Genomic DNA, 23,991 nt, shown 5'->3' with positions numbered 1-23,991 from the left:
CAATAATAATCTTTTTTATTCTTAGTTTTTATAAATTTAGTTTAGATGTTTTGTAATAAAAGCGATTATTTTATCTAAGATAACACGAACTGAAAATTGAACAATAATATAAAATCACATGAATAACCCAATTATAACAATCGACGAAACCCAAGGTCAAAAATTAAAAATTGCCGGAGGAAATTACCGAATCATAATTTCAGGAAAACAAACTAATGGAGAATATGCTGTAATCGAAATGTCGATTCCACCGGGTGCTGGGCCAAATCCGCATGCACATGCTGATTTTACGGAAACTTTTTTTGTGCTGGAAGGCGAGGTTTCTTTTAAATCAGAATTAGGAAATTATATCGCGAAGAAGAATTCGTTTGTCAATATTCCGAAAGGGGGAATTGTTCACGGTTTTAAAAACGAGAGCGACAAACCGGCAAAACTTTTATGTACCGTTACACCAGCAGGATTAGATGATTTGTTTGAAGAAATAGCAGATTATATGGAAACTAATAAAGATTCTGAAAAGGAAACTAAGCAAAAGATTAACTCGATTTTTGAAAAGTATGGGCAAAAAATGTTTCCTGAAAATTATTTAGATTAAAAATAAGATTTTAACTACAAACAGATCAGTCTCTTAACTCTCAATCCAAATACTGACTGGGAAAAATATAAAAATTGTAAGATTATTTTGTAATATTTAATTAATTAATTCGTTAACTTTAAATAATAAATTAATTAAAAAAATATCGTTATGAAGATTAAATCAGTTTTATTAGGGATGGGTCTTGCTGTTTTGTTAGTAGCTTGTGGGCCTAAAGATGCAGATATTCAAAAAGAAATTAGTGCAAAATTGAGTGATACACCAGAAGTACAGGTTACAGTAGAAAAAGGTGTTGCTACAATTTCTGGAATTTGTAAAGATGATATCTTAAAGCAAAATGTTGAAAGTTCTATAAAAACAATCAAAGGAGTAAAATCTGTGGTGAATAACTGCCAGATTGTTGCGCCGGAAGAAACTGCGGCAGCAGCTGTTATAATTAGTCCTGATACTGAATTAGACAAAGCATTAAGTAAAGTTGTAAAATCTTACGATGGTGTTAGTGCTACCGTTGTAGGCGGAGTAGTAACGCTTACAGGAGAAATCAAAAGAAGTCAATTGCCTAACCTTATAAAAAGCGTACAGGAATTGAAACCTAAAAAAGTGGATAACAAGTTAACTATTAAATAAAAAGTTATGAGTTTACTAGATAAATACAAAGAGTTAACAGATTTGGCTACTAATTTAGGTACATCAGATTTGCAAGTTAGAGAACAGGATAATGTATTGTATATTGATGGTACAGCAAAATCTGCAGATGATAAAGAAAAACTTTGGGATGCTTACGGAAAAATAGATCCTGATTTTAGATCAGCAGATGTGGTTATGAATATTGCAGTTGCAGAAGGAACAACTACAGATTATACAGTTGTAAGTGGCGATTCATTATCAAAAATAGGAAAAGCACATGGCGTTTCATGGCAAACTATTTATGAAGCCAATAAAGATATTATTAAAAATCCGGACGTTATTCAACCGGGTTGGAAATTAAAAATACCTACAGCGTAATTTTTTTTGCGAATTATTTTTAAAAGCCTGTCATTTTATGATGGGCTTTTTTTTTATTCTTATTTTTTGTCATTGCGAGGAAAGAAGCAACCACACTATAATTGATTTAGCAAATGTGGTTGCTTCTTTCCTCGCAATGAGGTAGATTGTGTTATTCAGCACCATCATTTAAAGGCTGTTTTAAAATAGCAACTCTTAAACGCTCCTCATTTTCATCGCCCCAGTTTCCTAAAGCAAAAATTATAGGTATCAGTGTTTTACCAAAGTCGGTTAAGCTGTATTCGACTTTGGGAGGCATTTGTGCATAAATAATTTTTGAAACCAGTTCGTGCTGTTCCAGTTCTTTTAACTGAATATTTAAAACCCTTCTGGAGGCATCCGGAATTTTTCGCTGCAGTTCGCTTGGCCGCTGGAATCCTTCATTGATGAACCACAACAAACGGATTTTCCATTTGCCATAAAGCACTTCTCCAATTAGGTCCAGGCCACAATTTAAGTTCAAAGGGATTTTTCTTTCGTACATAAATACAAAAATAACCTAATGTTCCAAATTGCACAATAGGGGAAAAATTTATCCGTATGCAATTCGATTTTCCGTAATTGTGGGAACCAGTTATACTGTCGAAATTTGTCCTGTAAATAACAAACAAATGGAAAAAGAATTAAATTTTAATAAGGAGTTATCAGGCAAAATTGCTTTGGTAACCGGCGGTACAAAAGGTACAGGAAAAGCAATTGCAGAAAGGTTATTGAAAGCCGGTGCAACAGTTATTATTACGGCAAGAAATAAACCTGAGACGGAGAATAAGGATTTGCATTTTATTTCGGCAGATTTGAGTACTTCAAAAGGAACAGCAAAAGTAATCGAAGAAGTAAAAACAAACTTTGGAAAACTGGATATTCTGATAAATAATCTGGGAAGTTCAGAAACTCCGGGTGGTGGTTTTGAAGCTTTAAAGGATGAAGATTGGGAACGTACTTTTCAGGCCAATTTGTTTGCGCCTGTAAGGTTAGACAGAGGTTTTTTGCCTGAAATGATACAACAAAAATCAGGTGTTATTATTCATATTGCTTCAATTCAGGGAAAATTACCGCTGTATGATTCGACTTTGCCTTATGCAGCAGCAAAAGCAGGTTTAATTAATTACAGCAAAAGTTTATCGAATGAGGTTTCGCCAAAAGGAGTTCGCGTGCTTACGGTTTCTCCGGGCTGGATTATGACTACATCTGCCAACAGAATGATGGAGAGAATAGCAGAAAGTTCGAATAGTACGATCGAAGAAGCAACTCAAAGTGTGATGAATGCATTGGGCGGAATTCCTTTCGGACGTCCGGCACAACCGGAAGAAGTAGCAGAATTAATTGGTTTTCTGGTTTCGTCAAGAGCTAATTATTTAACGGGAACAGAATTTGTAATTGATGGCGGAACGATTCCGACGATTTAATAACAGGTTAAAGATTTATGTCGCTGAGTATAAAAGCAATTTTTAACTCAGCGACTTCATTATTGATTACCTTCCTCTAATACTCAAATCAAATAAAAACTTCGCGGTTTCCTGGTCAGAATCAGCGGAGAAGCCTGCTACATAAACGCCCTTTTTGCCTGATGTTGATTTAATTCCGTATACAACTGCCTCATCGCCTGGGTCCGAATCCCCTTCGTATCGATACACATGAACAATTTCAAATTTTTCAGGATTTTTTTTAATCACGTCCGAGTTTAGATTAAAATCACATGTAAATCCTTTTTCATTCAATTGATCTAAAGCTTTTGAAACAGTTGCGTAATGATACATTTTAGCCATAATAAATGAATTTAAAAATTAAGGATTTTAAAGGTAACTAATTTAAAATTAAATTGTTATGAAAACTTTATAAAAAACCGAAATTTAAATACTCGTTTCTTCCCTGATAAATCGCTACTTTTGCCGCGCAGACCGCCTTATCGTCGTCCTGATTTATCGGGAGGGAGGAAAGTCCGGACACCAAAGAGAAGCATAGCGGGTAACACCCGTCGGCGTTAGCAATAACGTCAGGACAAGTGCAACAGAAAGTATGTACAGGTAATGCTGTAGTGAAACCAGGTAAACTCTATGCGGTGAAATACCAAGTATATCAGCATTTAAGGGCTTCTCGTCCGTTGTTGAAGGGTAGGTAGCTTGAGTTCCGAAGTAATTCGGAATCTAGATAAATGATAAGGCTCTGATTTATCAGGGACAGAATCCGGCTTATAGGTCTGCATTTTTTATATATTTGTGAATACTAACTTATCTTCATGAATATACCTACTCCAAACACTGCCACAAAACCAAAGAAAAGTACTTTTAAAACAATAATTACAAATCTTACTTTTTGGGTTTTAATTGCCATTATTGCAGGTGTTTTGCTCGGACATTTTTCGCCTGAAAATGGCGTTAAAATGGAAATCATCGGGAAAACATTTGTCGATATTATCAAACTATTTATTGGTCCAATTATATTTTTGACGATTGTTTTGGGAATTTCCGGAATGGGAAATCTTAAAAAAGTGGGGCGAATTGGCGTTAAAGCTTTAGCTTACTTCGAAGTCGTTTCGACAGTTGCTTTGGCAATTGGCGTAAGTGTTGCGTATTTTTTTCAGCCCGGAAAAATTGATAAATCCGGATTGACTTTACAAGATCCTAGTAAATATACAACTCACGCCGCAGAGAATTTTTCATGGTTCCAGTTTTTCCTGTCGAATTTTACTTTGCAGGTTTTATTGGCAGCGATTGTATGCGGCATTGCATTGAATTTTTATAAAAAAAGAGAACAGACAATTTTGGTTTTAGAACGATTTTCAAAAGTCGTTTTTACCGGATTGAAATATGTTATGTATCTGGCGCCGCTTGGTGCTTTTGGCGGAATGGCGTACACGATTGGAAAGTTCGGTTTAGAAACTTTGATTCCACTTGGTAAATTAATGCTTTGCGTTTATCTGACAATGGCTTTATTTGTGTTTTTAATTTTGGGAAGTATTCTGAGATATTATAAAATTAATATTCTTTCGATTCTAAAATATATTAAAGAAGAACTTTTATTGGTTTTGGGAACATCTTCTTCAGAAGCCGCATTGCCAAGTATTATGGTAAAACTGGAACAAATGGGCTGCAGCAAATCTGTAGTAGGTTTAGTGATTCCCACAGGATATTCTTTTAATCTTGACGGAACTTCAATTTATTTATCGATGTCAGTCATATTTCTGGCGCAATTGTACGATGTTCATTTGAGTTTTTTTGAGATTTTAACCGTAATCGGAATTTTGATGATTACTTCAAAAGGTGCTGCGGGCGTGACCGGAAGCGGATTTATTGTTCTGGCTTCGACATTAACAGCTTTGCATAAAATTCCCGTAGAAGGTTTAGCTTTTTTATTGGGAGTCGATAAATTTATGAGCGAAGCAAGAGCAATTACAAACTTAATTGGAAATACAGTCGCAACAATTATAATTTCGAAAACAGAACACGATTTTACGGAGTTGAATTTAGAGCCTGTTACGGAGGAGTGATTGTTTGCGTATAGTGGAACGCGGATTATACGGATTCGCTAAAGCGAAAACGCAGATTTAAACGGATTTTTATCCTCATTTTTTGTCCTTGCGAGGAACGAAGCAATCTCATTTACAAAATCAACTTTGTGTCTAATTGTTAGTGTGGTTGCTTCGTTCCTCGCAAGGACAAACGGGACACGGTTATTTTATATTTATTAGAATTTGGAAATTTTTTAATTGAAATTTATGAAACGAATTGGAATTTTAGGACTTGGTGGTGTTGGTGGTTATTTCGGCGGACTTTTGGCGAAAGCCTATTATAAGTCAGAAGAAGTTGAAATTATTTTTATCGCTCGTGGCGAAACCAAAAAGGCAATTGTAGAAAACGGATTAAAGATCATAACTGATACTACAGAAATGATTGTTTATCCAAAAATAGTTTCGAATAATCCGGATGAAATTGGTGTTTTGGATTATTTAATTTGTGCTACAAAAACTTATGATATAAAGGAAAGTTTACTTTCCATAAAAAAATGTATTGCTCCAAAAACGGTAATTCTTCCTTTGTATAATGGCGTTGATGCGCCGGAACGTATTCAGAAAATATTTCCTGAAAATGATATTCTGCAAGGTTGTGTTTATATCATTTCGATGATTTTTTCGCCGGGAACAATCAGGAAAATAGGCTTTTATGAAAAGTTGTTTTTTGGCTCAAAAACGGCTCAAATTTCCCGATTGCATGAATTGCAAAACATTTTTGAAACCGCTAAAATAGAGAGCTATTTAGTAGAAAATATTGAAGAAACAGTTTGGGAGAAATTCATTTTTATTTCGGCACTTGCTTCTGCAACTTCCTATCTGAATCAAAATATTGGTGAAATTCTAAGCAATAAAGATTCTAAAGCACTTTATGTACAATTACTGCATGAAATTGAAGCTGTTGCAAAAGCAAAAGGATTACAATTGCCTGATGATATTGTAAAACAGACTGTTGTAAAACTCGAAAAATCGCCTAAAGAAGCGACTTCATCGATGCATAGAGATTTAACTTCCGGTAATAAAACAGAAGTTATTTCACTAACGCAATTTGTTGTAAATGAGGGTTTAAAGCATGGCGTACAAACACCTCTTTATGAAAAGATAGCAAATACTTTGGTGTAACGCTTATGATTCGTCTTTTGTAGTACGAACTAAACTGATGCCGGACATGAAAAAAACGATTCCAAGTATACCGTAAATAATTAGCGATTTAATATCTCTTGTTTCGCCAGAAGTGCCGGCAAATATAACAGCAGTATAAATTAAGCCCACTATTCCCAGAATGGTAAGCACTGCTCCAAAAAATCTTTTAAGGTTCATGATTTATGTTTTTAAGGTTTATACCAAAAGTACCTTATAACAACTTTTAAGCTGTTATACAATTGCTTATGAAACTTATATGATTTGCAGTAATTTAACTAAGATTTTTTTATTTTAAATTCTAAACCAATATTACGAACACTATCAATACTAATTTTTGGATCTGAATTAAAATATTTTCTAAGCCTGCTGATAAAAACATCCATGCTTCGACCTGAAAAATAATCATCTTTTTTCCAGACAGACATTAAAATTTGGTCCCTCTTTAATAACTGGTTATGGTTCAGATATAAATATTCAATAAGAGAAGCTTCCATTTCTGTGAGCTGCTGGACATGATTTTTATTATTTAGGGTTAATCGTTCATTATCAAAAATATAAGAACCAATTTCAATTATATTATTTCCTTCCAGACTTCTCTTTTGTTCGATTCTCTTTAGAATATTCTGCAAACGCAGAACAAGTTCGTCGACTTCAAAAGGTTTTATAATATAGTCGTCTGCACCTAGTTTTAACCCAATGATTTTGTCTTCTTTTAACTTTCTTGCCGTTAGAAAAATAAAAGGAATTTCAGGATTGATTGTAATTATTTTTTCCGCTAATGAAAATCCGTCCAATTTTGGCATCATGACGTCAAAAACACAAATATCAAAAGTTTGGTTTTTAAAATAGTCTAAAGCTATTTCTCCATTTTCTGCCCAGATTACTTCAAATTGATGCAGTTCTAAATATTGTTTTAAAATTGCAGCAAAATCAAAATCGTCTTCGGCTAAAAGTAATTTTTTCAAAATAAGGTAATTAAACTTTTAATAAAATAGTAAACTGAGTTCCTTTTCCTAAATCGCTCACAACGCTAACAGAGCCCTGATGCGCTTTTATAATCTGATCGACATAATAAAGTCCTAAACCTAAGCCTTTTGTATTATGAAGGTTTCCTTGTTCTACGCGATAAAATTTCTCAAAAAGCAGAGCCTGTTTGTTTTTCGAAATTCCAATTCCGTCATCTTCAATACTAATCGAAAATTGATTTTGAAAGTTTTTGGTTTTTACGCGAATGTTGTTCGAACCATATTTTACGGCATTTTCAAGTACATTTAAAATGGCCGTTGTTAAGTGAAATTTGTCTAAAACCAACATTGTTTTTGATGTTTGAAAATCAGTTCCAATATTGATTTTAGGATATGTAATTTTAAAATCATTGACAATAGTCAGCAAAAAATCTTCGGTTTCTATTTTTTCTTTTTGCAGTTCAATTTCATTTTCAGCCAATGAATTTGCCATAACCTGATCGATTAAATTTTGCAGGCGATTGTTTTGACGTGAAATAGTATTGACAATCGAATTGAAATTTTCATCGTTTTCACGAATGTTTTTCTGCTCTAAAATTTTGGTCGAAATACTTAAAGTTGCCAAAGGCGTTTTAAGTTCATGCGTAATATTATTGATGAAATCAGTTTTGACATCGTTTACTTTTTTCTGTTTGATTAATGCTTTTATGGCAATTACAAAAAGTGTAATAAGCGTTAAAATCGAAAGCAAAGATAAAGTGAGAATAAACATCATTCGCCTTAAAATAATCATTTCCCAATCGATTACAGAAATGTACATCGAATCTTCAGTCAATAATTTATAATCTTGATTTGCGTAAGATCCGTTTGTGGTACCAACATAATTCCGAACCAAAAAAGCATGATTTAGAGAAGCCAGATTTCCGTATAATTTGTTTTGTATAAAAGGCTTTTCAGAAAAAATAGTATCCGCTTTTGTTGTGTTTTGATACAGAATAAATTTATTCAGTACAATTGCAAAATCTATTTTAAGATTGGGTAAATCTCTTTCAAACTTACGTTGAATTTTCTCGGTTAGAATATGTCTGTATTCATTTTCAAGAATACTGTTTTTAATATCCAGTCTGGTCTTTTTTCCCTGAATATAATTTTCAGATAATTTTTTATAAAGCGCTTCTTTTTTAGATACAATTACAGAATCAATATCGCTGTAATTGTTAGATATCTGAGCGATTTCATTTTTGATTTCGGTATGAAACTGCGCCACTTTATAATCGTAAGTCGTTTTTACCAAATAGCATTGCACCGTCGATAAAACGATCAAAGCAACGACTGAAAACACGATTAATAAATTGATTCTTTGTTTCATTAGTTTTTATGGCACGCTGATAAGGCGAATTAAACGGATTTATACCAATTTCTTTTATTTTTCACGCAGATTTAAAAATGATTTTAGCAGATTAAAAATAATTTCCTTAAATCTGCTTCAATCTGCACAATCTGCGTGAGATTAACGCACGAAGATTCTAAATTCAAAAATAATGCTTTTATAGTACGAAAAATGCATTAACTCCGCATTAACCTTCAGAACACTTTTTTAGAAGCACTTTTGCAATGTTTCAATCTAAAATCAATCTAAAAAATGAAGATTTATCTGCCTTTAAAACTTTTTTTAATTTTATTATTGTTTTGTTTTTCTCTAGTTGCAAATGCACAAAATGAAACTCAAAAAGACAGTATTTCGAATAAACTGGATGAAGTTATTATCACTCAAAACAAAAAAACGTTTACCAATTCAAACGGGAATATTAAAGTTGACGTTGCTAATTCTATTTATAGTTCAATTCCGAATTCAGTCGATTTACTGGCAAAATTACCAACAGTTCAAATTAGTTCAGACAAAGAAAGTATTACAGTTGTTGGCAAAGGAAATCCGTTGATTTATATCGATAATCAAAAAGTGGGAATAAATGATTTGAACGCTTTGGCTGTCGCCGATATAAAAACGATCGAAATCATTCAAAATCCATCTTCTAAATATGAAGCAGAAGGACGTTCTGTGATTTTGATTACCAGAAAATTTAGTAAAAAAGACAGTTTTAAAACGGAAATTTCAGAAGTGGCTTCTTTCAAAAAAAACTGTAATAATTACTTAGGATTTAATTCTAATTTCAAAAAAAACAAACTGGAATTGAAAGCTAATTTTAATTACAATAGACTGAATCCCTGGGAAAGCCATAGTATTGATTATCAAATTCCAACAGCAGAAATTGTGTCAAAATATAATGTAACTGCGAGTACAAAAAGAAAGCAATATGTTTTTGGCGGTGGTTTATTTTATAAGATAAACGAGGATGATTATTTTTCGATAAATATAAATAGCAAGTTACAATCAGATACTTTCCCCATCAATACAATAACGGATAATAAGAATAAAAATGTTGAAAATAACGTTTTGACTTTTACTGATAATGATAGCAAAAAGAATTTTGTAAACTCATTTTTAAATTATCAGAAAAAAATAAAATCGATTGATGCACAAATTTATACAGGTTTGCAATATTCTAATTTTGATCAGCGATTGTTTACCGAAATAAATAATAATTATAATGAAACACAATTTGAATTGTCACAAATCAGAGATCAGAAATTTCAGGTCAATTATTTTTCAGGAAGAATTGATATGGAGAAAAAGCTTAAAAATGAAATGAAATTTGAAATTGGAGGATTATATTCTTCAGCAAATTCTAAATCAGATGTTGCTATTTTTTATACTGAAAACAATCAAAATGAATTGAGCTATTATGACTTTAAAGAAGAAAATTTGTCCGGATACACTCAATTATCCGGTAAAATTAAAAAGACTGATTTTTCACTTGGTTTTAGGGTTGAAAATTCAAATGTAATTGGAAAATTCAGAGCAGATGCATTACCATTACTGGATAAAAACTATACTAATTTTTTCCCGAAAGCGCAATTTACGTTTCCAATTGATAGCATTAAAAGCATTTCTGTAAACTATGCAAGAAGTATTTCAAGACCTAATTACTCCTCTTTAAGTCAGGGCGCGACTTATATTAATCCGTATTTTTTGTATGCAAGAAATATTAATTTAGGACCAACAATTACTGATGAAATTTCGACCACTTTTCAATATCATGATAAGTCGGTAAAATTTAGTTTTTATAAGGCTAAAGATCCTGTTTACAATAGTTTTTCTTTTGATGATCAAAATAATATCATGACTTTTAAAGATATAAATTTTGATAAAAGTTCAGGATTTACGGTTGATTTTACCTTGCCTTTCACATATAAATTTTGGACAACAACTAACTCTTTGGTATTTGTTTTAGAAAAGATTGAAGATGATACTGCTGTATTCATAGCTTCAAAACCTTATTTATATTACACTTCAAATAATGAATTTAAACTTCCAAAAGAGTATTTCCTTATTTTGAATTTTTGGGGATTAACGAAACAAAACACGGGTGTTTTTGAAACAAATCCACGATTTAGAGTCGATATGGCGATTTCAAAAACGTTTTCAAAAAAATGGAATTGTACTTTAAGCTGTAATAATGTTTTTAAAAGTACTATTGAAACAGAAAAATTCACCATCAATAATATTAATTCTAAAGCAAGATATGTGGTTGATAGTCATGAGATTTCTCTCTCTGTAAAATATTCTTTTGGAAAAATAAAAGAAACAGAATTTAAAGAGAAAAATGCTGATGAAAATTCGAATAGAATTAAATAAAAGACAATTAACCTTCGTCTTCTTCTGCTATTTTTAAAGGAGAATCATCCGGAAGTTCTTCGTCATCATCTGTAGAATTTAATTCGAAGAAACTAAAAAACGAACCGCCGTAATTTTTCTGAAAAGAGAAATTACTTAAATGTTCCATTTTGGTATATTTTGAATGTTCAATAATCATCATTCCGTCATCGTGAAGCAAATCTCTTTCGAAAACCGTTAAAACAATTTTTTCAAAAGCAGCCTGATCTAATCCGTAAGGCGGATCGGCAAAAATAATATCGTACGATGTTTTGCAGTTTTCCAGAAATTTATAAACGTCACTTTTGGTTGCCGCAATATTAAAATCATATTCTGATGCAATCTGCTTAATGAATTTTACGCATCCAAAATCGCCGTCAACAGACGTAATTGGTTCACTTCCGCGTGAAGCAAATTCAAAACTAATGTTTCCTGTTCCTGCAAATAGATCTAAAACCTTTAAGCCGTCAAAACTAAAATGATTATTTAAAACATTAAATAATGCTTCTTTACTCATATCAGTCGTAGGTCTTACAGGAAGGTTTTTAGGTGGAAAAATGCGGCGCCCTTTGTATTTTCCTGAAATGATTCTCATGATTGAAATAAGATATAATGTTTTTGATTCTGAGCAGTTGAAAAGTTATTTTTTTGCTGTAAAGTGCTTACATCCAAAAATGAAATATTACGAATGTATTTATACGCAATGGCATAATACGCGTCATTTTTTTCTATTGTGCCTAATAATTCAAGTGGAAAACTTTCAGGATTTAAACTTAATTGTTCGGCGGTAAAAAGCACATAATAAATAAAATCCGTAGGCGATTGATATTCAAACGAATTGAACAATAATAGCTTTTGATTTTGAACGATGATAATTTCAAAATGACCAACATTAAAGTTAACAATCATTTTTTTATCATCATTATTTTTTGAGCTTTCTAAAATTTTCTCAATCAAAATACTATTGGCATGTTTGTAATCAAAAGAACCAACCTGATCGATCAGGAAATTATTGATGTTTACGTACGGAATATAAACGGAATTCATTTCATAATTTGAAATATGATCGTATGTAAAAAAATCCGTTTCGAAAACCTTGGTTGTATACTGTAAATAACTTCCCAGATAATGTTCATCAAAAAGCGCTGTTGGCACAAAAGTCGAAAGATTATTAGTATGAATAACCATAATTTCGTCGTAAGTGTCCTTTAATTCAGCATATTTTTTAAAATTATCATGATATAATTCTTCTATTTTGGCTGTTTTTTGTGTAGGATCAAAATGAACTTCATTAAACGAAGTAATCGTATTATTTAAAGTGTCAAAACAACAAAAAGAAAATCCGCTCAGGGAAACCTGAATCGAAAGTTTTTTGTATTTTTTTGATGTAATATTAGTATTTTGTAAAGACATAATTTGATTTACAATTCGTTACCTGCTTTAGTGTCAAGAAAGAATTTAATTCGAACACAAACTTACAAATTAAAAATTCAATAACAATATCAATGGCAAAATTCAATATCAATGTAAGAATTTCAAATTTCAATTGAAAGTTTAATTAATACTTATAATTTTTACATTGCTATTTTCATTGCTATTGGATTTAATATTCAAATCGGCATTAATTTTTGATATTAAAATTGCCATTGATTTCTGAAATTGATATTGAATTTTGACATTGCAATTGGATTTAATATTTAAATCGGCATTAATTTTTGATATTAAAATTGTCATTGATTTTTGAAATTGATATTGAATTTTGACATTGACATTACCATTTAAAAAACCGTACTTTGTATTTCAATTATTCCCTATGAATTCATCATTGTTTTACGGCGTTTTACAAAAAAGATTTCCATTTGCACCAACGTATAAACAGGATATTTTTTTTCAAAAAATCGCCATTTTCTTAACCGATACGCATAATGATACCATTTTTGTATTAAAAGGATATGCCGGAACCGGAAAAACAACTGTGATTTCGACTATCGTTAATAATCTGGGAGATATAAATAAGAAATTTGTCTTGCTGGCACCAACCGGACGTGCTGCAAAAGTAATTGCGAATTACTCTCATACGCCTGCTTTTACAATTCATAAAAAGATATACTTTCCTAAAAAATCGGCTGGCGGAGGCGTAGCTTTTACCAAACAAATCAATAAACATAAAAATACGATTTTTATCGTCGATGAAGCTTCGATGATTTCAGACAGCAATTCTGATTCGAAATTGTATGATAACGGATCACTTTTAGATGATTTGATTTCTTATGTTTATTCCGGAACGAATTGCAAAATGATTCTTTTGGGAGATACAGCTCAGTTGCCGCCCGTAAATTTAGACATTAGTCCGGCGCTTGATATACAAACTTTGGGCGTTCATTATGATAAAGAAATTGAACATATTGAACTTGATGAAGTCATGCGTCAGGAAGAAAATTCGGGAATTTTATACAATGCGACCGAATTGCGTGAATTATTGAAAGATAGCTTTATTACGGAGTTTAAATTCAATGTAAAAAAGTTTAAAGATATTGTTCGTTTAACGGATGGTTATGATATTCAGGATGCGATAAATACGGCATACAGCAATTATAGTATTGAAGATACGGCTTTTATTGTACGTTCGAATAAAAGAGCAAATCAGTATAATGAACAAATCAGAACCCGAATTTTGTTTAAAGAAAGCGAACTTTCTGTTGGCGATTTTTTAATGGTTGTCAAGAATAATTATTTCTGGCTGAAAGAAACGGATGAAGCCGGATTTATTGCCAACGGAGATATTATTGAAGTTCTGGAAATGTTTGGAATCAAGGAATTATACGGTTTTACTTTTGCAAAAGTAAAAATTAGAATGGTCGATTATCCGGACCAGAAACCTTTTGAAACGGTTTTGCTTTTGGATACCATAAAAAGTGAATCTCCGTCGCTGACATACGAAGAATCAAATCGTTTGTATGAAGAAGTGATGAAAGATTATGAAGATGAAAGTACGAAATACAAGAAATTCCAAAAAGTAAAAGAGAACGAATATTTTAATGGGTTGCAGGTAAAATTCTCTTACGCCATTACGTGTCATAAATCGCAAGGAGGGCAGTGGAATACAGTTTTTATTGAACAGCCGTATTTACCAAACGGAATTGATCGTGATTACATCAGATGGCTTTATACAGCGATGACGCGTGCCAAAAATAAATTATATTTGATAGGATTTAAAGACGAGAGTTTCGAGGAATAGTTTTTTGCCACAGATTAAAATGATTCTCGCAGATTTTAAAATGTATATTTAGAAAATCTTTTAATCCTTTTAATCTGTGGCAAAAAGAAAAGATTTTACAATGACAACATTAAACGACTTACATTCGATTTCGTCTACGTTTTCGAATACAGATAAAATGCCGGTTTTGTTTTTAGGACACGGAAGTCCAATGAATGCAATTGAAGAAAATCAGTTTGTAGCGGGTTTTCGTAATCTGGCAAAAACATTACCGCAGCCCAATGCAATTTTGTGTATTTCGGCGCATTGGTTTACAAACGGAACCAAAGTTACTTCGATGCAAATGCCAAGAACGATTCATGATTTCGGAGGATTTCCACAAGCTTTATTTGATGTGCAATATCCTGCAAAAGGAAGTCCGGAATTAGCATTAGAAACTAGAAAAATCTTAGATCCGGTTCCCGTAGATTTAGATGAACATTGGGGTTTAGATCATGGCGCATGGAGCGTAATCAAACATTTATATCCTGAAGCCAATGTTCCGGTAATTCAGTTGAGTATTGATTACACTAAATCCGGACAATATCATTTTGAGCTAGCACAGAAATTACAATCGTTACGTCATAAAGGCGTTTTAATTATCGGAAGCGGAAATATTGTTCACAACCTTCGTTTGGTTGATTTTCGAAATTTCGATAAAGATAATTATGGTTACGATTGGGCAATTGAAGCCAGAGAAACTGTTAATAATTATTTGTTAGATGGAAATTTTCAGCCTCTTATTGATTACGAAAAAATGAGTAAAGCTGTTCAGGTTGCGATTCCAACCCCCGATCATTACTTGCCTTTATTGTACACTTTAGGTTTAAAAGAAAAATCAGAAGAACTGAGTTTGTTCAACGATAAATTATTGGCGGGTTCGTTGAGTATGACGTCAGTAAAAATAATATAAAAAATTAAATAACAATGAGGATGAGATTGCTTCGTTCCTCGCAATGACATTAAAAATGAAAATAATAGCTGTAATTCCGGCGCGATATGCATCAACACGTTTTCCTGCAAAACTAATGCAGGATTTAGAAGGTAAAACGGTAATTTTAAGAACTTACGAAGCCTCTGTAGCAACAAAATTATTTGACGATGTATTTGTTGTAACCGATTCTGACTTGATATATAATGAAATTGTTTCGAATGGCGGAAAAGCCATTATGAGCATTAAAGAACACGAATCAGGAAGTGACCGAATTGCCGAAGCTGTTGCAAATCTTGATGTTGATATTGTGGTAAATGTTCAGGGCGACGAACCTTTTACTGAAGCCGGACCTTTAGAACAGGTTTTATCGGTTTTTAAAAACGATTCAGATCGCAAAGTTGATTTGGCTTCGCTAATGCGTGAAATCACTGACGAAGACGAAATAAATAACCCGAATAATGTAAAAGTGGTTGTAGATCAGTCGCAGTTTGCGTTATATTTTTCGCGTTCAGTAATTCCATATCCAAGAGATAAAGATGTTGGCGTGCGTTATTTTCAGCACATCGGAATTTATGCTTTTAGAAAACAAGCTTTATTAGATTTTTATAGTTTACCAATGAAATCTTTAGAAGCATCTGAAAAACTGGAACAGCTTCGTTATTTAGAATTCGGAAAACGAATTAAAATGGTCGAAACTACGCATGTAGGAATTGGAATTGATACGACGGAAGATTTAGAGAAGGCGAGAGCGATATTGGCTGCGAAATAATACTGTCATTGCTTCGTTCCTCGCAATGACGTAGACAGTGTAAAAACAAAAAAGCTCCTAAACAATTGTTTAGGAGCTTTTTTTATATCTAAAACCAAACTAAGTCCTTAATATAAATTCGGAAACTTAGAAGGGTTTACCTCATGCATCATATCATAAACCTTTTCGAAAATATCTTCGGCAGAAGGTTTAGAGAAATAATCACCGTCAGTTCCGTAAGCAGCTCTGTGTGCTTTTGCAGCAAGCGTTTGTGGTTTACTGTCTAAATATTTGTAAGCATCCTGTTCTTCAATAATTTGCTGTAAAATAAAAGCAGAAGCTCCACCGGGAACATCTTCGTCGATTACTAAAAGACGGTTTGTTTTAGCGATACTTTTTACAATATCTTTATTGACATCAAATGGAAGTAAAGACTGAATGTCAATTATTTCGCAATCAATTCCTAAGTCTAATAATTCAGTAGCAGCCTGTTCTACCAATCTTAACGTAGATCCGTAAGAAACCAAAGTAATATCAGCGCCTTCTTTTAATGTTTCAACAACACCAATTGGCGTTTTGAACTCACCAAAATTCAGCGGTGTTTTTTCTTTTAAACGATAACCATTTAAACATTCAATTACCAAAGCCGGTTCATCACATTCTAAAAGTGAATTGTAAAAACCTGCCGCCTGCGTCATATTTCTAGGAACCAAAACGTGAATTCCACGAATAGCATTAATGATCATTCCCATTGGAGAACCAGAATGCCAGATACCTTCTAAACGGTGTCCGCGGGTTCTGATAATTAATGGCGCTTTTTGTTTTCCAACAGTTCTGTATTGCAACGTAGCCAAATCATCACTCATAATTTGGATGGCATATAATAAATAATCCAAATACTGAATCTCGGCAATCGGGCGTAAACCTCTCAAAGCCATTCCAATTCCCTGACCAATAATAGTCGCTTCACGAATTCCGACATCGGCAACACGAAGTTCTCCGTATTTTTCCTGCATGCCTTCTAAACCTTGGTTTACATCGCCAATGTTTCCAACATCTTCACCAAAAATCAATGTTTCAGGATATTTGGTAAACAAAGCATCAAAGTTATCGCGCAAAATCATTCGCCCGTCTAAATCAGCTTTAGCATTATCTGCATATTCAGGAAGTACTTTTTGTACTGAAAACACATTTAAATCGGATTCAGAATATAAGTTACTGCTAAATTTTCCCTGAGTAACACCAATATAATTGGTAATCCAGTTTGATAATAGCACTTTACTATTTGGAACTTCAATAAAACGCAAAATCTTTCTTGCAATAACCAGCATTTCCTTTTTTAAAGGCGATTTTATAGCGCTTAATTCTGAAATATATTTTTTTATTCTTTCCTTATGATTGATGCTGGCTTCTGCAATTTGCTCCAATAAAACCAAAAGATTTTTCTGATCCTCAATAATCGGATTGATGAAAGAATTCCAGGCCTCTTTTTTAGCTTCCAGAACTTCTTTTTTCAATTCAAAATCAATTTCAGCCAATTCTTCAGGAGATGCAATATTAATTGCAATCATCCATAAACGCATTTGGCGAATACAGTCAAAATCTCTTTCCCAAGCCAGTCTTTCTGCGTTTTTATAACGCTCGTGCGAACCTGATGTCGAGTGACCTTGTGGTTGTGTTAATTCGTTAACGTGAATTAAAACCGGAACATGTTCTTCGCGGGCAATTGCTGCAGCTCTTTCGTAAGTCGAAACAAGTTGCGCATAATCCCAGCCTTTAACCCTGAAAATTTCATACCCTTTTGAGTCTTCGTCGCGTTGGTATCCTTTTAAAATTTCAGATATATTTTCTTTTGTAGTTTGATGTTTGGCGTGAACCGAAATTCCGTATTCATCATCCCAAACGCTCATTACCATCGGAACTTGTAAAACTCCGGCAGCATTTATGGTTTCAAAAAATAAACCTTCAGATGTACTTGCGTTACCAATAGTTCCCCAGGCAACTTCGTTTCCGTTTACAGAAAATTTGTCTTTGATTTTTATTCCATCAACATTTCTGTAAATTTTTGACGCCTGAGCCAATCCCAATAATCTTGGCATTTGTCCGGCTGTTGGCGATATATCTGCGCTTGAATTTTTTTGTTGAGTTAAGTCTTTCCACGAACCGTCTTCGTTTAAACTGTGCGTTACAAAGTGTCCGCCCATTTGTCTTCCGGCAGACATTGGATCATAATCCAAATCAGTATGGCCGTATAAACCTGCAAAAAACTGTTTAGGAGTTAATTCTCCAATTGCCATCATAAAAGTCTGATCGCGATAATATCCGGAACGAAAATCTCCGTTTTTAAAAGCCTTTGCCATAGCAAGCTGCGGCACTTCTTTTCCGTCACCAAATATTCCAAACTTGGCTTTTCCTGTCAATACTTCTTTACGTCCTAAAAGACTACATTCGCGGCTGGTTACAGCAATTTTGTAGTCGCTCATTACTTCTGTTTTGAAATCTTCGAAAGTAAGTGTAGTATTGTTTTTTTCTTTAATCATAATCTCGGAATGGGTCATGTTACGCTGCAAAATTAATTAAAAAGTATCAATAATCATAATTCATTAAAGTAAATATAATTTAATTATTTATAATTAAATTGCTAAAACTACGTATATTTTTTGTGTAATATTTAAGGTTATTCTGGTTTTAATAACAATAATTTATGTTTTTGTGTAAATTTTATTGAATTAAAACCATTTTCGGGTAAAAAGAGTAACTAATGTTTTTGGAGAAAGTGTCACTACAAATCTGATTTTTTCACTGTATTTGTTTTGAGAAATCTCCCAGCCATTATTAGAATAAACCGGAAAATAGAGTTCAAAGTAATCCGGAACCAGATTTAATCTAATGCCACTATCATAAACAAAGTTTTCGCTTTTATGCTTATTTTTCATAAAACCAACATCTCCGTACGCTTCAATCCAGTTCCAAAGGGAGTAACTGGCGTTTAAGGTTGTCATCCATTTATCGGCATAACGCGGCTCTATTTTAGACTTAAAACCACCTTCGGCCATTACATATTGCTGGCTAAAAAAACCGGTACTTTCTGATCTTCCGTAAAAATTATAATCAAATAAATAATCTGTCGGCCTGTCTAAACCAAAACTAAAATAATCTGAATTTGTTGTATTGTATAAAAAACTTCCGGCATACAATCTTAAATTCAATTTGCGGTTATTGTCAAATAATCTTCGATATTCTACTTCTGCAGCCAATTTTCCAAAATCACCGGAAAATTGAACATCAGTCATAAAATTAAAATGATTTATTAATTCTGTTTTTGTATTAGAATATCTCACATTAAAAACAGAATAATTTGGTTTTGAATTATCTGTTATATGCTCACTTGCTTCGCGATTTACAATAACCTGACGTAACAAAATAAGTTGTTTTCTATTGTCTCTGAACTCTTTTTCGCGAATTCGAAACTGAACCATCGGATTTAATCTAAAATAAGTAGCATCCTCCGCATAATGAAAATAATTTTGACTAATAGAATAACGTACATTATACAGCGTACTATTTCTGTAATTCTGAGTGTATGAGAATGCAGATGAACCTGTTAAGGTTTGAGTGTTAATCGAATAAGTGGGGTTAATGTCAAAATTAAAAGGTTTATCCAGTATTGTTTTATTGTGAAAACGAATTCCGGGCATAAAACCGTCATATAAATTATACGTTAACGTTGGTATATATAAAATCTGATTGTAATAGGGATCTTCTAAATCTTTGGCAAAATTAAATTTTATCGGACGATTGGTTATAACCAGATTTTTTAATGATTTCCAATTGTTTCTCTGGTTATATTCAGGAACTTCATTATCGTAATTAATTACAATTTTATCTGCATTTTTTCGGTCAAATTTATAAACAGAATCATTGTTTTTGGGTTCAATCCATTCTTTAAAAACGATCTCTTTTTTCCTGATTCCGTAAACGGGAATCGGAGCATAAATGCCGGTTCTGTTATTGATCGAAAATTGAACACTGTCTTTTGTTCTCGAAACATTCGAAAATTTATAGTCTATAATTTCTCTCGAATCGATAATAGTTTCAAAAAACCAATCAATATTTTTAGGACTGTTTTTGGTCAATATTCTTTCAAAATCAGAACGATTTGTTTGTTCTGTTTTGTTCAGATTATAAAATTCCTGTACACTTTGAGGAACAACATTATGATCTAAATAATCATCGAGATAACTCAAACTTAAACCCGCACGATATTTACTGGCGATTTGTTCGTTGAATTTTATTAAAGTATTTTTAGGATCTCCAAGCGGCTGATCGAGATTTTTTCTCGCCATTAACATATAATAGTAGCTGTATTGCTCATTAAATGTAAGATTGGTGATATTGTAACTTTTAAAAATTTTCATATCCGAAAGCTTTCCCAGCATCTTTTGATCCGCATGATGTTCTTCCATAAATTGCATCATGGCATAAATCTGAATTCCGTCATAAACCCAATTGTCTTTTCGCGGATCCAGGCGTAAACTATTCCTTAGATAATTATTCAGATATGTTTTTAAAAAGGTAATTTCGAAGATAAAATCATCAGAAAACGGACTAATAAATGATGGTAACTGATTTAACCCATAAAAAGGATTTCGGTCATAATCTGCCTGAGAAACTGTGATTTTTTGATGCGGATATTTCCCAATAAAGTCATTCGTAAAAGTCACAACCCTGTTAATGATAATCGCTTTTTGAATCTCAGTAATTTTTTTACTTTTTAAATCCGAAAGAATTTCTAAATCTCCGTTGGTATAACTTCTAAAAGTATTTTGTTTTTCAATAAAAACGTTAAAATCAGTTCTGTTATTTCCTGAGAAAAAATAAGTACTATAAGAAGGATTCGAATTATCTTTTGAAACCGAATTCAAATCAGTTGTAATAGCATATTGATTCGGAAGTTTTATTTCAATTTTATAATCTGTACCTGCATTTGCAATATCATCCAGATTAAAATTATGGTTTGTTATAAAGGTACCATTTTCCAAACGCGCCGGACTCAAAAACCAGTTTTTTAAGCTCATTCCGCCATTTTGATCAAAACCATAGTGCGTAAATTTATCACTCGGAATTTTAGAAATATAAGTAAGATGCAATTCTATTTTTTGTCCCGGAAGTAATTTTTGCTTCAGTTTTATAACAATAAAATCCGGATTTTCAACAGTTCTTTCCCATTCAAAAGCCAGATTATCTGAATCGGTCAGATTTAGAATCGTTGTATTTCCTCTTTCATAATCTTTTGCCAAATGAAAACCTCGATAAAATTCATCCGAAAATCGTTTCGCAAGCGGCGTATTTTTATGAGAAAAAGCATTGTTCCAGTCATTCAAAACAATCGTACTTAAAGAATCATTTGAAGTATTATAAAACGTAATATCCTGTTTTATATTCAGCGTTTTAAGTTCAAGATTAACCGCAACTTCCATCTTAGATTGATGTTGTGCATATTGTTTTACCGAACTGAATAAAACGAAGACAAAAAATATAATTTTATAAAATGATTTCAAGGATAGCTTAAAATTTAAGGATATATGTAAGTTACGAGCATAAAGTAAATTTGGTTTTTTTGTAAAAATAGTATAAAAAAAGCTGTTAAAAAAACAGCTTTCAATTTTTACGATACTTAACGTGTTTTAACCATATATGTGATATAAGTTGAAAAACGAAATTCCAATAAATCCGTTTTAATCCGCGTCTTCGCTTTAGCGAATCCGTTTAATCCGCGTCAATTATTTTAGTATATCACTTTACTTATATGTCTAAAAATATTTTTAGAAATTCGGACTTAAATCGTATTTCTTATAGAATTTATCCAAAACGTCAACTACTTCATCTTCAGTATCCACTATTTTAAATAAGTTCAAATCTTCAGGACTTACCGTATGCATTTTTTCTACCAAAACCGTTTTTACCCAGTCAATCAATCCAGACCAAAATTCAACACCAACCAAAATAATTGGGAATTTTCCAATTTTCTTAGTCTGAATCAAAGTAATTGCTTCAAACATCTCGTCCAGAGTTCCAAAACCTCCCGGCATAACCACAAAACCTTGCGAATATTTTACAAACATTACTTTCCTCACAAAGAAATAATCGAAATTCAGGTTTTTATCATGGTCAATATAAGGGTTAAAATGCTGTTCAAAAGGCAATTCGATGTTTAAACCAACCGAAGTTCCGCCCCCTAAATGTGCACCTTTATTTCCGGCTTCCATAATTCCAGGTCCTCCGCCTGTAATTACGCCATAACCGGCTTTACTGATTTTATATGCAATTTTTTCGGCAAGTAAATAATATTTGTCTTCCGGTTTTGTTCTCGCCGATCCAAAAATCGAAACACACGGACCAATACGACCCATACTTTCGTAACCGTTTACAAACTCGGCCATGATTTTAAAAATCGCCCAGCTGTCATTGGTTCTAATTTCATTCCACGTTTTTTGTTTCAAACGATCCTGAATTACTTTATCCTCATCATTATCAAAATCTTCTAATCTCATTTTTGGTATATTATAATTTATATTTTTATTTTAAGTTGTGTCTCTAATTTTACTCAAATTGTCATCCCGAGCGTAGTCGAAGTGAGGAGCTTAATCCTGCTGTCTGCTATATCTTTTCCTTGCTAAAGAAGCAAGAAAAAGGATGCCTCCCGACACTTCGGGACCATCAGGGCTAGGGCAGCCGTTTTCAATTGAAACATGTTTTATAAAAAAAAGAAATTGTCTTTTAATTAATACGATTGTTCTTCAATTGATTTGGTAATGTTGCTTTTAACTTTTCCGGTATGTTCAGTAGTTTTCGATTCAATCAGCATTATTGAACATTCCTCAACCGATGAAACCCTGTGATTTACGCCTTTTTTCACAACGAATAAATCACCTTTTTTCATGATGAACGAAGATTCATTTTCAATTTCCATTAAAAGTTCACCGTCAATAATGTAAAACAATTCGTCTTCATTCTCGTGATTATGCCAGGGCACTTCCTGACCTTTTATTTTAGCTACTTTAATATATTGATCATTTACTTCATCAATTATTTTCGGCGAAAAATATTGGTCAACGCTGTTTAATTTCTCTTTTAGATTCATAGATTCATCTTAGTCTTTGTCAAAATTAAAAGCTTTGACAAAAAGGGCGTACTAAATTACTGCTTTTTTTGAGAATTGTTACAGAAGTGCGTATTTATTAATTTAAATGTAACATTTCTATAGTGGTATTTTTGATTGGATATTCATTATCAGTAGATTAAAAAATCTAATCAAAATAGAAAGAATTGTTATTGCGAAATTAATGTCTGTTGAATAAATTTTTAAGAATTAAAATCATCAATGAATTCGTCGACACAATGAAATAGTCAAAAGTTTAACCACCCTGCAATTAAGATTATTTTTTTATCCTTGAATTCCAAATTTCTGGATTTCGACTAGTATGAAATATGGCGAAAATTTCCACTAAATTAGATTCTTCATTAATTGTGTAATGAATCATAAACGGAAATTTTTTAACAAGCATACCATGAACGTCTTTATAACGAATAGTATAAATATAAGGTTCGTTTTTTAAAGAATTAATTTGAGATTTTATTTGTTTATGAAAACGTAATCCTAAATTTTGCAATTGATTATTGTACCAAATAACAATTTCTCCAAGATCATTTAAAGCATCTTGGTCTATCTTAATATTATACATTTTCAAGAATTACTGAATTGGCAAATCTGATACTTCATCCCAATCTAACATTCTTTTAGGTGAAGCTTTACTTTTCTCAATTCTGTTTAAAACTATTTTTTGATGTTCAATAGGAATTTCGATATCATCTTTCCAAATTTCATCATTAAGTTTCAATTTTTCTGAAGGAGATAATTGTTTTACAACTTTTAGTAACTCTTTAAAATCTAAATCTACTTTTAAACTTAAACTGTTCATAACGATACTTTTATAAATAGGAAAACTATTGATTCTAATAA

23 protein-coding genes and 1 other RNA gene are annotated in these 23,991 nt (G+C 32.4%); 11 read left to right on the top strand and 13 right to left on the bottom strand.

Annotated features, from left to right (window positions below; genetic code table 11):
• The first annotated feature begins 118 nt into the window (after nt 1-118).
• From OLM54_RS09015 to OLM54_RS09005, 3 genes are all read left to right on the top strand, one after another.
• Nucleotides 119-595 carry a cupin domain-containing protein gene (locus OLM54_RS09015; protein WP_264538253.1) on the top strand — a complete coding sequence of 159 codons (477 nt, stop codon included), beginning with the start codon at nt 119-121 and terminating at the stop codon, nt 593-595.
• Between the two features lie 150 nt (nt 596-745).
• Nucleotides 746-1,222, top strand: a complete 477-nt coding sequence (locus tag OLM54_RS09010; RefSeq protein ID WP_264538252.1) for a BON domain-containing protein — start codon at nt 746-748, stop codon at nt 1,220-1,222.
• Nucleotides 1,223-1,228: 6 nt separating this feature from the next.
• Complete coding sequence (locus OLM54_RS09005) at nt 1,229-1,600, top strand: LysM peptidoglycan-binding domain-containing protein (protein ID WP_264538251.1); 372 nt, start codon at nt 1,229-1,231, stop codon at nt 1,598-1,600.
• A gap of 151 nt (nt 1,601-1,751) precedes the next feature.
• Here OLM54_RS09005 and OLM54_RS09000 read toward each other — a convergent pair whose 3' ends face one another.
• Nucleotides 1,752-2,102 carry a winged helix-turn-helix transcriptional regulator gene (locus OLM54_RS09000; RefSeq protein ID WP_264538250.1) on the bottom strand — a complete coding sequence of 117 codons (351 nt, stop codon included), beginning with the start codon at nt 2,100-2,102 and terminating at the stop codon, nt 1,752-1,754.
• 148 nt (nt 2,103-2,250) lie between these two features.
• Here OLM54_RS09000 and OLM54_RS08995 point away from each other — a divergent pair, with 148 nt between their 5' ends.
• Entirely contained in the window at nt 2,251-3,045 is a 795-nt protein-coding gene (locus OLM54_RS08995; protein ID WP_264538249.1) for an SDR family oxidoreductase, read from the top strand.
• Nucleotides 3,046-3,111: 66 nt separating this feature from the next.
• On the opposite strand, the gene OLM54_RS08990 is transcribed toward OLM54_RS08995, so the two are convergent.
• Nucleotides 3,112-3,405 carry a hypothetical protein gene (locus OLM54_RS08990; RefSeq protein WP_264538248.1) on the bottom strand — a complete coding sequence of 98 codons (294 nt, stop codon included), beginning with the start codon at nt 3,403-3,405 and terminating at the stop codon, nt 3,112-3,114.
• 124 nt (nt 3,406-3,529) lie between these two features.
• Between OLM54_RS08990 and rnpB the strand changes: the two genes are divergently transcribed.
• The 3 genes from rnpB to OLM54_RS08975 all read left to right on the top strand — a co-directional run bounded on the left by rnpB (nt 3,530) and on the right by OLM54_RS08975 (nt 6,269).
• Nucleotides 3,530-3,847: RNase P RNA component class A (rnpB, locus tag OLM54_RS08985), an RNA gene on the top strand.
• A gap of 28 nt (nt 3,848-3,875) precedes the next feature.
• Nucleotides 3,876-5,126 (top strand): cation:dicarboxylate symporter family transporter, encoded by a 1,251-nt coding sequence (locus tag OLM54_RS08980; protein ID WP_264538247.1) that lies wholly within the window; start codon nt 3,876-3,878, stop codon nt 5,124-5,126.
• A gap of 228 nt (nt 5,127-5,354) precedes the next feature.
• Entirely contained in the window at nt 5,355-6,269 is a 915-nt protein-coding gene (locus OLM54_RS08975; RefSeq protein WP_264538246.1) for a ketopantoate reductase family protein, read from the top strand.
• 3 nt (nt 6,270-6,272) lie between these two features.
• On the opposite strand, the gene OLM54_RS08970 is transcribed toward OLM54_RS08975, so the two are convergent.
• From OLM54_RS08970 to OLM54_RS08960, 3 genes are all read right to left on the bottom strand, one after another.
• Nucleotides 6,273-6,467, bottom strand: coding sequence for a hypothetical protein (locus tag OLM54_RS08970; protein ID WP_264538245.1), 195 nt, complete (start codon nt 6,465-6,467; stop codon nt 6,273-6,275).
• Nucleotides 6,468-6,565: 98 nt separating this feature from the next.
• On the bottom strand, nt 6,566-7,255 hold the full coding sequence (locus OLM54_RS08965; RefSeq protein WP_264538244.1) for a response regulator transcription factor: 690 nt from the start codon (nt 7,253-7,255) through the stop codon (nt 6,566-6,568).
• A gap of 10 nt (nt 7,256-7,265) precedes the next feature.
• Complete coding sequence (locus tag OLM54_RS08960; protein WP_264538243.1) at nt 7,266-8,624, bottom strand: sensor histidine kinase; 1,359 nt, start codon at nt 8,622-8,624, stop codon at nt 7,266-7,268.
• Nucleotides 8,625-8,897: 273 nt separating this feature from the next.
• Between OLM54_RS08960 and OLM54_RS08955 the strand changes: the two genes are divergently transcribed.
• Nucleotides 8,898-11,012 carry an outer membrane beta-barrel family protein gene (locus OLM54_RS08955; RefSeq protein ID WP_264538242.1) on the top strand — a complete coding sequence of 705 codons (2,115 nt, stop codon included), beginning with the start codon at nt 8,898-8,900 and terminating at the stop codon, nt 11,010-11,012.
• 7 nt (nt 11,013-11,019) lie between these two features.
• On the opposite strand, the gene OLM54_RS08950 is transcribed toward OLM54_RS08955, so the two are convergent.
• Entirely contained in the window at nt 11,020-11,625 is a 606-nt protein-coding gene (locus tag OLM54_RS08950) for an RsmD family RNA methyltransferase (protein WP_264538241.1), read from the bottom strand.
• Nucleotides 11,622-12,443, bottom strand: a complete 822-nt coding sequence (locus OLM54_RS08945; protein WP_264538240.1) for a DUF3822 family protein — start codon at nt 12,441-12,443, stop codon at nt 11,622-11,624. The genes OLM54_RS08950 and OLM54_RS08945 overlap by 4 nt, the downstream gene beginning before the upstream one ends.
• Before the next feature lie 400 nt (nt 12,444-12,843).
• Here OLM54_RS08945 and OLM54_RS08940 point away from each other — a divergent pair, with 400 nt between their 5' ends.
• The 3 genes from OLM54_RS08940 to kdsB all read left to right on the top strand — a co-directional run bounded on the left by OLM54_RS08940 (nt 12,844) and on the right by kdsB (nt 15,989).
• Nucleotides 12,844-14,268: an ATP-dependent DNA helicase gene (locus OLM54_RS08940; protein WP_264538239.1), complete on the top strand. Its 1,425-nt coding sequence runs from the start codon at nt 12,844-12,846 to the stop codon at nt 14,266-14,268.
• A gap of 100 nt (nt 14,269-14,368) precedes the next feature.
• A complete protein-coding gene (ygiD, locus tag OLM54_RS08935; RefSeq protein WP_264538238.1) occupies nt 14,369-15,199 on the top strand; it encodes a 4,5-DOPA dioxygenase extradiol in 831 nt (276 codons plus the stop codon).
• A 55-nt stretch (nt 15,200-15,254) separates the two neighbouring features.
• On the top strand, nt 15,255-15,989 hold the full coding sequence (kdsB, locus tag OLM54_RS08930) for a 3-deoxy-manno-octulosonate cytidylyltransferase (RefSeq protein ID WP_264538237.1): 735 nt from the start codon (nt 15,255-15,257) through the stop codon (nt 15,987-15,989).
• Nucleotides 15,990-16,096: 107 nt separating this feature from the next.
• On the opposite strand, the gene OLM54_RS08925 is transcribed toward kdsB, so the two are convergent.
• The 6 genes from OLM54_RS08925 to OLM54_RS08900 form a co-directional block, all read right to left on the bottom strand.
• A complete protein-coding gene (locus tag OLM54_RS08925; RefSeq protein WP_264538236.1) occupies nt 16,097-18,508 on the bottom strand; it encodes a thiamine pyrophosphate-dependent enzyme in 2,412 nt (803 codons plus the stop codon).
• A gap of 189 nt (nt 18,509-18,697) precedes the next feature.
• A complete protein-coding gene (locus OLM54_RS08920) occupies nt 18,698-21,448 on the bottom strand; it encodes an aminopeptidase (protein WP_264538235.1) in 2,751 nt (916 codons plus the stop codon).
• A 345-nt stretch (nt 21,449-21,793) separates the two neighbouring features.
• A complete protein-coding gene (locus OLM54_RS08915; RefSeq protein ID WP_230712271.1) occupies nt 21,794-22,522 on the bottom strand; it encodes a TIGR00730 family Rossman fold protein in 729 nt (242 codons plus the stop codon).
• A gap of 230 nt (nt 22,523-22,752) precedes the next feature.
• Nucleotides 22,753-23,112, bottom strand: coding sequence for a cupin domain-containing protein (locus OLM54_RS08910; protein ID WP_264538234.1), 360 nt, complete (start codon nt 23,110-23,112; stop codon nt 22,753-22,755).
• A gap of 295 nt (nt 23,113-23,407) precedes the next feature.
• Nucleotides 23,408-23,713 (bottom strand): type II toxin-antitoxin system RelE/ParE family toxin, encoded by a 306-nt coding sequence (locus OLM54_RS08905; protein ID WP_264538233.1) that lies wholly within the window; start codon nt 23,711-23,713, stop codon nt 23,408-23,410.
• Nucleotides 23,714-23,722: 9 nt separating this feature from the next.
• Entirely contained in the window at nt 23,723-23,950 is a 228-nt protein-coding gene (locus OLM54_RS08900) for an addiction module protein (RefSeq protein WP_264538232.1), read from the bottom strand.
• Nucleotides 23,951-23,991: the final 41 nt, after the last annotated feature.

It is taken from the genome of Flavobacterium sp. N1736, from assembly GCF_025947065.1.
GTDB lineage: Bacteria > Bacteroidota > Bacteroidia > Flavobacteriales > Flavobacteriaceae > Flavobacterium.
This window is presented reverse-complemented; position numbering and strand designations above follow the sequence as displayed.